11 protein-coding genes are annotated in these 12,263 nt (G+C 58.0%); 3 read left to right on the forward strand and 8 right to left on the reverse strand.

Features of this window, described 5'->3' with window-relative positions; translation table 11 throughout:
* Position 1: 1 nt before the first annotated feature.
* On the forward strand, positions 2-1,018 hold the full coding sequence (locus tag M3668_RS03895; RefSeq protein WP_251379477.1) for an inorganic phosphate transporter: 1,017 nt from the start codon (positions 2-4) through the stop codon (positions 1,016-1,018).
* Positions 1,019-1,251: 233 nt separating this feature from the next.
* Here the strand turns inward: M3668_RS03895 and pstB are convergent, their stop codons facing one another.
* The 4 genes from pstB to pstS form a co-directional block, all read right to left on the reverse strand.
* Positions 1,252-2,031, reverse strand: a complete 780-nt coding sequence (gene pstB, locus M3668_RS03900) for a phosphate ABC transporter ATP-binding protein PstB (protein WP_251379478.1) — start codon at positions 2,029-2,031, stop codon at positions 1,252-1,254.
* Positions 2,032-2,070: 39 nt separating this feature from the next.
* Complete coding sequence (gene pstA / locus M3668_RS03905) at positions 2,071-3,171, reverse strand: phosphate ABC transporter permease PstA (RefSeq protein ID WP_251379479.1); 1,101 nt, start codon at positions 3,169-3,171, stop codon at positions 2,071-2,073.
* Positions 3,171-4,139 carry a phosphate ABC transporter permease subunit PstC gene (gene pstC / locus M3668_RS03910; protein ID WP_285835638.1) on the reverse strand — a complete coding sequence of 323 codons (969 nt, stop codon included), beginning with the start codon at positions 4,137-4,139 and terminating at the stop codon, positions 3,171-3,173. The genes pstA and pstC overlap by 1 nt, the downstream gene beginning before the upstream one ends.
* Before the next feature lie 89 nt (positions 4,140-4,228).
* Complete coding sequence (gene pstS / locus M3668_RS03915) at positions 4,229-5,341, reverse strand: phosphate ABC transporter substrate-binding protein PstS (RefSeq protein WP_251379480.1); 1,113 nt, start codon at positions 5,339-5,341, stop codon at positions 4,229-4,231.
* A 238-nt stretch (positions 5,342-5,579) separates the two neighbouring features.
* Here pstS and M3668_RS03920 point away from each other — a divergent pair, with 238 nt between their 5' ends.
* Positions 5,580-6,986 carry an FUSC family protein gene (locus M3668_RS03920; protein ID WP_251379481.1) on the forward strand — a complete coding sequence of 469 codons (1,407 nt, stop codon included), beginning with the start codon at positions 5,580-5,582 and terminating at the stop codon, positions 6,984-6,986.
* Between the two features lie 4 nt (positions 6,987-6,990).
* On the opposite strand, the gene radA is transcribed toward M3668_RS03920, so the two are convergent.
* The 3 genes from radA to M3668_RS03935 form a co-directional block, all read right to left on the reverse strand.
* Positions 6,991-8,412 (reverse strand): DNA repair protein RadA, encoded by a 1,422-nt coding sequence (radA, locus tag M3668_RS03925; RefSeq protein WP_251379482.1) that lies wholly within the window; start codon positions 8,410-8,412, stop codon positions 6,991-6,993.
* 89 nt (positions 8,413-8,501) lie between these two features.
* Positions 8,502-9,569 (reverse strand): DNA integrity scanning diadenylate cyclase DisA, encoded by a 1,068-nt coding sequence (disA, locus tag M3668_RS03930; RefSeq protein WP_251379483.1) that lies wholly within the window; start codon positions 9,567-9,569, stop codon positions 8,502-8,504.
* A gap of 112 nt (positions 9,570-9,681) precedes the next feature.
* Positions 9,682-10,470, reverse strand: coding sequence for a hypothetical protein (locus M3668_RS03935; protein WP_251379484.1), 789 nt, complete (start codon positions 10,468-10,470; stop codon positions 9,682-9,684).
* 87 nt (positions 10,471-10,557) lie between these two features.
* On the opposite strand from M3668_RS03935, the gene M3668_RS03940 reads away from it, so the two are divergent.
* The gene (locus tag M3668_RS03940; protein ID WP_251379485.1) at positions 10,558-11,520 is read left to right on the forward strand and encodes an iron-sulfur binding domain-containing protein; all 963 of its coding nucleotides are present in this window, start codon (positions 10,558-10,560) and stop codon (positions 11,518-11,520) included.
* 92 nt (positions 11,521-11,612) lie between these two features.
* On the opposite strand, the gene M3668_RS03945 is transcribed toward M3668_RS03940, so the two are convergent.
* Entirely contained in the window at positions 11,613-12,128 is a 516-nt protein-coding gene (locus M3668_RS03945; protein ID WP_251379487.1) for an amino-acid N-acetyltransferase, read from the reverse strand.
* Between the last annotated feature and the right edge of the window lie 135 nt (positions 12,129-12,263).

Genomic DNA, 12,263 nt, shown 5'->3' on the forward strand with positions numbered 1-12,263 from the left:
CGTGACCGCAACCCTCTTTGCCCTTTGCTGCCTTGCCCTCGTAGGTTTCACCTTTATCACCGGGTTTCATGACGCACCGAACGGGACGGCTATCCCGGTTAAAACCAGAGCCCTCACCCCCCGCATCGCTCTGCGCTCTAGCGCCTTTTTCAATTTTATGGGTTTCCTCATTGCAGGCACCCTTTTGATGCCGGTGACTACTCGTTGGCTCACCGTGCCCCATAACAATATCGGTCTCAGTATGGCGCTCGTCAGCCTGCTGACCGTCTGTATCTGGGGCATGCTGACCTGGTGGTATCGTATGCCTTCTTCCTCAACCCATGCCCTGCTCGGCGGTCTAGCTGGAGGGGCCTGGGCCGCGCAGGCAGTAGGGCTGGGCAAGTTCAACCCCTTCAACGAACCACTTGTCCTTTTTGCGGTCATCCCCCTGGTGATTGCACCCCTCCTTCTTTTTGTGTTTTCCTGGGCGGCCGTCTTCCCCTTCTTCGGCTTGATACACCGCGTTTACCCCTCCACAGTCAACCAGGCATCCCGCAACGTTCTCTCGCTGTCCAACTCCCTGATTTCCCTGGTGCACGGCATCCAGACAGGTCAGCGTGCAGTCATCATTTTTGCTGTTATGTTGTTAAGTGCCGAGTACAGCATGCAGGGATCAACGCAGATAATTGCAACTATCTTTCTCGCACTGATTTTAGGACTAGGCACGGCATGTGGCAGCTCCCGCATCGGCTACACCTTCGCCCACCAAATGGTGCGCATAGATCCTTTTCGCGGAGCGGTTGCACAAAGCTCCGCAGCCCTAGCCTTGGTGCTCCTGCAGTTCCTCTTAGGCACTCCCGTTTCGTCCTCTCACCTCACCGCTTCAGCGGCTCTAGGTTCTGGCGTCAACCAGCGCTTTGCCTCGGTGCGGCACAAAATCGTGCTACGCATTATCCTCACTTGGGTCATCACCATACCGGCGAGTTTTGCTATCTCAGCCATCCTCTTTTTGGCGTTCTCGCCCCTGCTCTCTGTCTAAGCCCACTGCCTCCTTGGCTGGAACGCTCTGCCTCCTTGGCTGGACGCTCTGCACCAGTCAAGGGAATTTGCCACGGCAGGGTTTAAGAGAGTGCCCGCTCACACAAAAGGCACCGCCCGCTTACCGTGCTTTTCTCATCTCAGCTTGAGAAAGCAAGGTAGCGAGCGGCGTGCCTGCTGCCCCTACGCCTGTACTTTTCAGGGTGGGGAAACTATGGGGGGGTGAGCTGACTCTTAGCCGAAGCGGCCCGAGACGTAGTCCTCGGTGGACTTCTCACTGGGGTTATTGAAAATCTCCTGGGTGGGAGCATATTCAATAAGCTTGCCGGGCTTACCGGTACCAGCAATGTTGAAGAAAGCGGTCTTGTCAGAGACGCGAGCAGCCTGCTGCATATTGTGGGTTACGATCACCACAGTGTATTCCTCTTTGAGCTCATTGATGAGATCTTCGACCGCCAGGGTTGAGATGGGGTCAAGAGCCGAGCAGGGCTCGTCCATAAGAATCACGTCGGGCTTCACCGCAATGGAACGGGCGATGCACAGGCGCTGCTGCTGGCCACCGGAAAGACCTGAGCCTGGCTTATCCAGGCGGCCCTTAACTTCGTTCCAGAGATTAGCCCCACGCAGGGAGTTTTCGACCAGTTCGTCAGCATCAGTCTTTGAGATTTTGCGGTTGTTCAGCTTCACGCCCGCCAGTACGTTTTCACGGATGGACATGGTGGGGAAGGGATTGGGACGCTGGAAGACCATACCGATCTGTGAGCGCACCACTACCGGGTCTACGCCCTTGCCGTAGAGGTCGTCGCCGTCCAGTAGCACCTTGCCTTCTACGCGGGCACCAGAGATAACCTCGTGCATGCGGTTAAGGGTGCGCAGGAAGGTAGATTTGCCGCAACCGGAGGGGCCGATGAAGGCGGTGACCGAGCGGGGCTCAATAGCCATGTTTACATCTTCCACGGCCAGGAAGTCGCCGTAGTATACGTTGAGGTTTTCGACGTCGATACGCTTTGACACTGTTGGTTTCCTTGTCTAAAAAGTCTGTGGGCGGCGCTGTTAGCGGCCGGTTTTTGGGGCGAAGATCTTGGCGATAGCGCGGGCAATGAGGTTGAGCACCATCACAATCAGAATCAGGATAAGAGCGGCAGCCCAGGCGCGGGTCTCAGAGACGGCGGCAGCGGTGGGACTGGTGGGCGTCATAATCTGGTAGTAGATGTAGGTGGGCAGGGTTGCCATCCAGCCGCTAAACGCGTTCCAGTTGATGGAGGTAACGAAGCCTGCGGTCACCAGAATGGGGGCAGTTTCACCGATGACGCGTGCGATGGCTAGGGTGACACCTGATGCGATACCCGAGATGGCGGTGGGGATAACGACCTTGGTGATGGTGCGCCACTTGCGCACGCCCAGGGCGTAGGACGCTTCGCGAAGCTCGTTGGGTACGATGCGCAGCATTTCTTCTGCGTTACGGACCACAGTGGGAATCATGAGCACAGACAGAGCCACTGCGGCGACTAGGCCCATACGGTTCATGGGGTTACCCGTGACTAGGGCGAAGAAGGAGGCTGCGAATAGACCCGCCACGATGGAGGGAATACCGGTCATGACGTCCACAAAGAAGGTAATCGCTTTCGCTAGCCATTTGCCCTCGCCATATTCCACTAAGTAGATGGCGGTCAGCAGGCCAATGGGCACCGAGATAAGGGTTGCCAGCAGGGTGATTTCCAGGGTGCCGATGATTGCGTGATAGATACCGCCGAGCACGTTGCCTTCGCCGCTGGCTGCGGCATTATCGTGGACGCCGGTGACGCCCTTCATGCTGTTCATCAGGAAGTCACCCGAAAGACCGGGCACACCGCGAGCTAGCACTGTGTAGAGCACCGATATTAGGGGGATGAGGGCGATCAGGAAAGTTCCGTACACCATGTAACGGGCTAAGGCATCCGCACCCTTGCGTCGGCCCTCAATAGCACCAACAATCAGGGGGCCGGCAATAATGAAGATGAGGCCGGAGAAGAGGGCGAAGGTGGCAATCGAGAACCCTATAAGAGCGGAGGCAGCCGCTCCCAGTATCAGTGATACCGCGAGAATCGCCAGGGGAAGCCACTTAGGTGCTTGCCCGCTGGTCAGGCGTGAAGTGTGAGCAGGAGTAGCGGTCATTAGTTGGCTCCTGAGAATTCTTTGTAACGAGACACGATAAGGCGGGCTATCACGTTGACGATGAGGGTAATCACGAAGAGAACCAGGCCAGCGGCGATAAGCTCGCTCATACGCAGCCCGTAAGCTTCGGGGAAGTTGAGAGCAATTTCAGAAGCAAAGGTTTGGTTACCGCTAGTAATCAGTGAAGCAGTCAGAGGGCCTGATGCCAGCACCAGAGTCACCGCCATGGTCTCGCCTAGCGCACGGCCCAGAGCCAGCATCACGGCTGAGATAATGCCGCCGCGGGCGAAGGGGAATACCGTCATACGGATCATTTCCCAACGGGTGGCACCCAAACCTAGAGCTGCTTCTTCTTGTAGCTTAGGAGTCTGAATGAAAATTTCGCGGCACATGGAGGTGATGATGGGCAGGATCATAATGCCGAGAACAATGCCGGCGGTGAGAATGGTCTTGCCGGTCTGTGAGGCGGGGCCTTCAAAGATGGGCAGGAAGCCTAGGTAGGTGGCAAGCCAGTCATAGAAGGGCACAATTTTGGGGGCCAGGACGGAGGCGCCCCAGGCACCAAAAATGACGGAGGGGATGGCTGCCAGCAGGTCAATGACGTAACCGATACCTTTGGAGAGCCGGGCAGGGGCATAGTGAGAGATAAAAAGTGCCACACCAATGCCGATGGGGGTTGCCAGGAGAAGGGCTATTGTCGAGGCAATCAGGGTGCCGATAGTTAGCGGCAAGATGTATTTCAAGAAGCTACCGGAGGTCAGGTCTTCTGAATCTGCTGTGAAAACCGGTAGGGCCTGAGCTACCAGGAAGATAGCTACGGCAGCGAGCACCACCAGGATAAGGATGCCCGCGGCCAGAGAGATACCGGAAAAAATTTTGTCGGCTGCCGGATTACCAACATCCGGTAGGTCTTTTGTCTGAGTGCGCTTATTGCCGGAAGGCTTAAGAGCGTCTGCTGAGATTGACATGGTGAGTGTTTCTGCCTTTGAACGTTAGGCAAGAGAAGGTGCGACCGGCCCAATGTGCCGGCCGCACCGCTTCCTTGCATCAGGATCTCTTACTGGGTTACTTCAATGGCGTCGATAGCGGTCTTGGCATCTGAGCTCAAGGTATCGGTCAGAGGAGCTGAACCGGCAGCGTCTGCTGCTGCCTGCTGACCTTCGCTGCTGACGACGTAGCTTTCGTAGGCCTTCACCAGATCAACGTTGTCCTGGCTTGAGTAGCCGGAGCACACGATGTGGTAGGAAACCAGAACAACCGGGTAGGCGCTGGAGTCCTCGGGGGTGCGGTTGAGCGTGATCGCCATGTCGTTCTCGTTCATACCGCCGGTGCGCTCTGAAAGCTCAACGGCCTTAGCTGCTGCATCTGCTGAAAGCTCAACGTAGTCATCGCCTACCTTGACGCTGACCTTGCCCAGGTCACCGATAGCTGAGGCGTCTGCATAAGTGATAGCACCCTCGGTGGATGAGGTGGTGGAGACAACACCGCTGGTGCCCTTGTTGGATTCACCGGCGTACTGTGAAGGCCAGTTGCCATCTGCTTCAACATCCCAAGCGCCGTTGGAGGCAGCTTCAAGGTATTCGGTGAAGTTCTCGGTAGTACCCGAGTCATCTGAACGGTGAACCACGGTGATCTTGGTGTCAGGCAGGTCCACGCCATCGTTCTGAGAGGCAATAGCTTCATCGTTCCAGGTGGTGATGTCACCCTTGAAAATCTTGGCGATGGTCTCAGCATCCAGGTTGAGTGAATCAATGCCGGGCAGGTTGAAGGCAACGGCTACCGGGGAAATGTAAACGGGGATGTTGATTGCACCTTCGGGGCCACAGACCTCCTTGGACTGCTCCCACTCTTCAGTCTTAAGCGCACGGTCTGAACCAGCGAACTGAGCGCCACCAGCCAGCAAAGCTTCACGGCCAGCGCCGGAGCCATCGGGTGAGTACTGAACCTGGCCACCGAGATCTGAGAACCCTGATTCCCAAGCGGTGATTGCTGCCTGCTGCGAGGAGGCGCCAACGCCGGTCAGCGGGGTGGAGGGCAAGGATGAGTCGCCAGAACCACTGTTGGAGCCACCATCTGCGGTGCCGGTTGCGTTATCTGAACCGCAAGCAGTCAGCGCCAGTGCGCCAACAAATGTGAGAGCACCCAAACGGGTAAATGACTTAGCCTTCAAATGTATGTCCTTTTCATAGGTCCTGTATGCCCACCGGAGAGGTGGTGGACGGCGCAGGAAACCGTGGTCTAACGCATCTGACTCTAGAGAACCTAGGTATTAAAAGGGCTAGAAACAAGTGAACGAGCGGTGAACACTAGACGGCTTATTGATAAGAGAAATCCACCAGCAGCCCAATCATAAGGAAGCTGCCCCTCCCGGCCGGTCTCACTTACCTAACCCGGCTAAACTGGTAGATATGGGTTATGGGCAGAACGTGAAGAAAATACAAACCGGTGCACGCACACGCGTACACGAAGGTGTCAGGCGTATGCAGGACGGTTTCTTCCAGTCCTTGCAAATCGTGGTCTCTGGCATCGGCGCCTACCTCTTTGCCGAGAAGGTACTGGGGCACACAGAACCCATCTTCGCTGCCACCGCAGCTATCGTCTCCCTGGGCTACATCACCGGCGCAACCCATGCCCGCCGCATCCTCGAAGTTTCTCTAGGCGTGACCCTGGGCATCCTCATGGGCGACCTCATGATGCTGGCTCTAGGGCGCGGTATTTGGCAAGCCGGAGTGGTGATGTTCCTCTCCATCATGCTGGCACGCTTCCTCGATAACGGCATTCTTTTCACCATCCAGATGGGCCTGCAATCGGCTCTGGTGGTTCTACTACCACCCAATACAGATGGTGTCTTCTCACGCAGTCTGGACGGTATCATCGGTGGCCTCTTTGCTTTCTTGCTCATGTTCCTCTTCCCCAAGGACCCCCGACGCACACCGCGAGAGAACGCCAGCACCCTCATGGAATCTTTCGCTAAGGTCTTTAGCGATGCCGCCCTTGCCATGGAACATTATGACGGCACGGAAGCCTGGCACGCGCTCTCTAGCGCCCGCCGCTTACAACCCCTCTACAACGTCTGCGAGCGGGACATCATCACCTCAAAGGGCATGGCAAAACTTGCGTGGACGGGGCGTAACCACATGCAGGAGCTTGACCGCTACCAGCAGACCCTCACCAAGATTGACTACGCGATCCGCAATACCCGCGTGCTCAACCGGCGCATGGCGTCCACCATCAACAACGTACACATCTCCTCTGAAGCTGCCCAGTCCTTGGCCGATGCCCTGCGTACCGTGAGCACCGCTATTGACGCTCTGGGGCGGGGAATGTCTCAGCCCGAAGCCGATGTGCGCCGAGCCAGCCGCGCAGAAGCACGCCGCGAGCTGTCCCTGCTCGCAAGCCGCCTGGAGCCCCACATCATGGGGGTTCGCTCCCTTGAAGCTGAGGCGCTGGTGCTGATGCTCCGCCCCCTGGTGGTTGACTTACTTGAAGCTTCGGGGCTGACCCACGACGAGGCGGCCTCTATGCTGGTGCCGCTGGACGACTCCATTACCGAGCATGCCCCCAAGACTCGCGCTATCCCCACCCAGCAGCCTAATCAGTCAGATAAGCACCGGGCTGATACCCGTCAACTGACTGCCGTTTTGCGCGCTAAAGATAAAAGTACAGCAACCTCAGAACTGCCCCAACAACAAATCAACCAAGCCTCAGTAGCTACGAGCAGAGCTCCTTATGCCGAGCGGGTAGAGAAACAACGACAGCTCAACACCGCCCAGCTGACCATCATCGAAGAGGAGTTCAGCTCCAAAAAAAGGTAGGCCTCTAGCTACCTGCTCCGGGGAAAAGCAGAGCAAGAGCATCAGCTAGCGAAGCGACCTCACGTACTGAGACACCAGCAGGTACCTCACCCACCCCGGCAGGCGAGGCTGGCACGATGACGTGGGTGAAGCCTAGCCTTCCCACCTCGGCAATGCGCTGACGAATGCCGGGCACCGCCCGCACCTCACCGGCTAGACCTACCTCACCAAAAACGGCTAGCTTACGGGGCAGGGGTTTATCTTGAGCGGCTGAAGCGAGTGCGATCACGCAGGCAAGATCGGCGGAAGGCTCAGAAATTTTAGCGCCGCCCACCGTTGAGATATAGCAGTCCAGTTTGCCCACGTTGAAGCCGGCTCGCTTCTGCAACACTGCCAGCAACATAGAAATTCGCGCGCCGTCCAACCCACTGGTGGCACGGCGCGGCTGCGGAGTAGCGCTCTGATCCAGCAGCGCCTGCACCTCAGCTAGCAGGGGGCGGCGGCCCTCCATGGTCACGGTGACACACGTGCCTGCCACCGGGTGCGGAGTACGCGATACAAAAAGCCCAGACGGGTCAGTCACCGGGGCGATGCCGTCCTCATGCATATCAAAGCAACCCACCTCATCAGTGGGGCCAAAGCGGTTCTTAATGGCGCGCAGCATGCGAATCTGTGAGTGCTTATCACCCTCAAACTGGCAGACCACATCGACCAGGTGTTCCAAGAGGCGTGGGCCGGCGATAGTGCCCTCTTTGGTCACGTGACCCACCAATAGGGTGCACATATTGCGGCTCTTGGCTGCTGCAATAATGGACGCCGCGACCTCGCGCACCTGGGTGACACCACCGGCGCTGCCCTCCACCTCGCTAGAAGCCAGAGTCTGCACGGAGTCCACCACCAGTAAGGATGGGTTCACCTGCTCAATATGCGCTAGAGCTGTGCCCAAATCGGTTTCACTGGTCAAATAAAGGGTGTCAGCAACAGCATTGATACGGTCAGCCCGCAACTTCACCTGCGCCGCTGACTCTTCACCGGTCACGTAAAGCACATTGTGGGGTTTAGCCGCTGCTCCCCCGGTAGCCCCTTGCCCACGGGCAAAAGTAGCCGCCACATCAAGCAGCAGGGTGGACTTACCGACGCCGGGCTCCCCCGCCATCAAAATCACCGCACCGGGCACCAGGCCACCGCCCAGCACACGGTCAAACTCCGGGTTGCAGGTACTCATATATTGCGCCACCCGCGAGTCCACCTCAGCAATGGGCCGAGCCGGGTTCTGCACGCTGGAAGCTACCGTGGTTTTAGCGGTAACGGCTCCCCCAACTTCTTCAACGGTGCCCCACTGCTGACACTCACCGCAGCGCCCCACCCACTTAGCGGTCGTCCACCCGCACTCAGTACAGCGAAAAGCGTTAGCGGAGCGGGAGCGAGAAGTCTTACGAGTAGCCATAAAACCAGCATAGAGCCGCGGGCTGACATTTTTAGCGGCGTCAGCTCACAGCGAGGCACACGGCAGAGACCTACGTAGGGAACACGGCTTTACATGAAGCGTTCTAGCAAGGAGCTTTCTGCCATGCGGGAAAGGGATTCGCGGATCACGCGGGCGCGCTGTTCGCCGATGCCCTCAACCGCACGGAGGTCATCCAGGCTGGCTGCCATCAGTGCTTGCAAGCCGTCGAAGTGGTAGACCAGGCGGTCGGCAACGGCGCCGGGCATGGAGTGAATTCCGGCCAGTAGGCGGTGCCCGTGGGGGTGCATGGGGGCTTCTAAGTGATCTTTGAAACCCACGGCCTGTGCGATGGCGTGCAGGTCTACGATTTCTTTGTCGTCCAAGGCTTCAAGATCTGCTATGGCACCGTGCAGGGTCTCAGCGGGGGTTTCTGCTGGCAGGTAGTCGCGCAAGACCACCCAGGAGGCGGGAAGGTCGTTGGCGATGAGTTCTTCAAGCTGTAGGGCTACTAGGCGGCCCACAGTGCCCAGTTCCACCACGTAGTGCCCGGCCTCGACGGAGATGCGTCGCACCATTTCCATGCGCTGGAGGGTGCTGACTACATCGCGCATAGTCACGCTAGCCTCTATCTCTAGGGACGAGAGGGATTGAAGCACCTGCTCCAGACGTTCGGTGTAGCTATCCAGGGTACGAATCGCCTGGTTGGCCCGGCTCATCAGTGACTGTGTGTCTTCTACTGTGTAGCGGATGCCCTCGGCATAGACAGAGATGAGGGACATTGAGGCGCTGACCGCAATGACCGGGAAGCCAGTCTGCTTGGCTACGCGTTCAGCGGTGCGGTGGCGGGTGCCAGATTCGTTGGTCTCAATACTGGGGTCCGGTAGAAGCTGAACGCCAGCCGCCAACAGGGTAGAGGCGTCCTTATCGCAGACGATAGCGCCATCCATCTTGGCAAGCTCCCGCACGCGTGTGGCTGAAAAAGCGGTGTTAATAGCGAAGCCACCGGAGGACATCGCGGCAACCGTCTTGTCAGTGCCCAGCACAATCAGGGCGCCGGTGCGGCCACGCAGGATGCGCTCTAGCCCCTCGCGCAGCTCCGTCCCGGGAGCAATTTGGGCAAGGGTTTTTAGTAGGGAGTCACTATAAGCTGTCAGCACATGTTCAATGGTAGTCTACCCGGCAACTCATCCCAGCCTGCGATGGCCAGCAGCGCATATAAAAAGGGAGCGCCCTACAAGAGGGCACTCCCCATCTAAAGACTGCGTCGCCTTAGCCAGTAACGACGATACGTATCGGCTGTGAGTTCACACCGTTAACGCTGGCAGTGGCCCAGTAATGCCCGGGCTGAATTTTAGCGCTGGTGCCGCAACCCAATACATTGAGTGAACGATCCCAGCTCAGCGAGGTAGTGTTGGTGGCGCCGGCTTCAACCTGAGCGTCCTCTGCGGGTGCAGCATGGCACTGGGCGTAGTTGAAGACCTGTGCGGGGCCAGAGGTAATGTTAATATCCACGTTAGCAACGCCGCCGGTGACCAGGCAGGGGTTATCCGAAGCGTTGGTGTAGACCACCGCAAGGGCAGGGTTCTGGCCGGCAGCATAGCTGGTACGGTCAGCGGTAAGGCTTACCTGCAGGTCAGCCGGGGTGCAGGCAGCAACTACCGCGGGAGTTTCAGTGGGCTCAGGGGTAGCCTCTTCAGTAGGCTCCGCTGATTCAGTGGGTTCTGCCGACTCACTAGGCTCCTGGGAGGCAGACTCAGTAGGCTCTGCACTCTCGGATTCATCAGAGCTAGCAGAGGGGTCAGCGCTCTCGCTGTCTGAGGGGCTGGCAGTTGCTGATTCGGTAGCGCGCTGGCTAAAATCGCTAAAAGCCTCGGCACTAGCTGAGGTTGACGAGGTAGCGGCCGTGGGCTCAGAGTCTCCGCCTCGACCTACGAGCCAACTCACCAGGCTAATGCCCAGCAGAAGCACCAAGACTAGGACAAGAAGCGCAATGATGCGGCGGCGACGGTAAACCTCGGGCGAAGCTACGCCCCCATGTGAATCAACGTTTTCTGACATAAGACTAGAGTACCGGGTTTAGTACGGGTCAGAAAAATTTATGTACCGTATTAGCGGGTTTATGAGCAGGTGTTTTAGAGTGTTGAGGTGCCTTCCTCTCAGATTTCTGCCCTCCCCTCAGCCCGCGATATAGATTTGCTGCACGACCGTATTAACCAGTGGTACCTGCAGCATGCCCGTGACCTGCCCTGGCGCACCGGAGCTAACACCCCCTGGGAGGTGATGGTGAGCGAATTTATGCTGCAGCAAACCCCCGTCAAGCGGGTGCTGCCGGTCTGGGAAACCTGGCTGGAGCGCTGGCCTACGCCCGCTGATCTAGCGGCTGAGGAGCCGGGTGAAGCAGTGCGCGCCTGGGGCAGGCTAGGTTACCCCCGCCGCGCTCAGCGTCTGCATGCTGCTGCGGTTGCCGTCCTGGAGCGTCACGGCGGCAAGGTACCCGCCAGCTACGAAGAGTTACTGGCTCTGCCCGGGGTAGGTAGCTACACCGCCGCCGCTATCTCAGTTTTTGCTTTTGGACGCCGGGCCACGGTGATTGATACCAATATTCGGCGGGTGCACGCCCGGCTTATCTCAGGCAAGGCACTGCCGTCCAAGGCTCTCACCGCCGCTGAAACCCGGCTGGCTGAAGCACTGATGCCAGAAGATCTTGCAGAATCAAACCTGTGGAACGTCTCGGTTATGGAGCTGGGCGCCCTCATCTGCACCGCCAAGTCTCCCTCGTGTGAGCAGTGCCCGGTGTTTGACCGCTGTGCCTGGGTGGCCGCAGGTAAACCCGAAGCTGACTACCAACCCAAAGGTCAGGCATGGGCTGGCACTGACCGCCAATTGCGCGGTGCTATGTTGTCGGTGCTCCGTGCAGCTAGCGGAGGCGTAAGCCCTGAACTCTTGACCAGCGGTGGAAAACCGGACTTCGCCTACCCCGCAGAGCTGGCACCCGCCGTCCGCGCCCTCGCGGCACTCAACTCATCCTCAGAGCAGATTGACCGCTGCTACGCGGGGCTCTTGGCAGACGGATTGGCCCAAGAAAAAGCCGGGCTGGTCTCGCTCTAACCTACCCCTGCGCGTTCTATGAGCTATAGCCCTAGCGTCGCTGAATGGCATCTAGACTTATGTGGCCCAGGTCAGAGTGAGAACTGCCGTGTTTAGAGATCAATAATCATGCGGGTATTACCCAGGGTATTGGGCTTCACTCGCGCAAGATCCAGGAACTCGGCGACACCCTCGTCTCGGGAGCGAAGGAGCTCCATATAGGTTTCAGGGTCTAGCTGCTCCTGATTTTCCATGGTTCTAAAACCCTGGCGCCTGAAGAAGTCCACCTCAAAGGTCAAGCAGAAGACGCTGCTCACCATGAGCTTACGCGCCCGATCCAAGAGGGCGGTCACTAACTGGTGCCCCACTCCTAGCCCGCGGGCATCCGGTGCTGCAGCCAAAGTTCTAATCTCTGCGATGTTCTCCCACATCACGTGCAGCGCCCCGCACCCCACCAGTTCAGACCCGGCGCCGCGGTCTACTTCTGCCACTAAGAACTCCTGAATGGCTTCAAAGTAGGTCACCGCTTCCTTGTCCAGCAGTATCCCATCGAGCGCAAGGGGCCGCACTAACTCTTGAATAGCGGGGACGTCCTTTACGGTTGCGGCGCGAACAAGCAGTTGAGTCATAGTCTAAGTCTAGAGCAGAGATAATAAATCAGCCCCGCGGCCTAAGCTGCGGGGCTGATTTACATCATTACACACACATACACACAAGAATCTTCTTGTCCTTTTGAGCCATACACACTAAAACTCTCCAGGGGC

This window comes from Rothia sp. P100 (genome assembly GCF_023712425.1).
In the GTDB taxonomy this organism is placed as follows: domain Bacteria; phylum Actinomycetota; class Actinomycetes; order Actinomycetales; family Micrococcaceae; genus Rothia; species Rothia endophytica.

Bases quoted from the DNA above. Each gene is read 5' to 3' on its own strand.
- pstA (WP_251379479.1), bottom strand. From the start codon at position 3,171: ATGACCGCTACTCCTGCTCACACTTCACGCCTGACCAGCGGGCAAGCA.
- pstC (WP_285835638.1), bottom strand. From the start codon at position 4,139: ATGTCAATCTCAGCAGACGCTCTTAAGCCTTCCGGCAATAAGCGCACT.
- M3668_RS03920 (WP_251379481.1), top strand. From the start codon at position 5,580: ATGGGTTATGGGCAGAACGTGAAGAAAATACAAACCGGTGCACGCACA.
- radA (WP_251379482.1), bottom strand. From the start codon at position 8,412: ATGGCTACTCGTAAGACTTCTCGCTCCCGCTCCGCTAACGCTTTTCGC.
- M3668_RS03935 (WP_251379484.1), bottom strand. From the start codon at position 10,470: ATGTCAGAAAACGTTGATTCACATGGGGGCGTAGCTTCGCCCGAGGTT.
- M3668_RS03945 (WP_251379487.1), bottom strand. From the start codon at position 12,128: ATGACTCAACTGCTTGTTCGCGCCGCAACCGTAAAGGACGTCCCCGCT.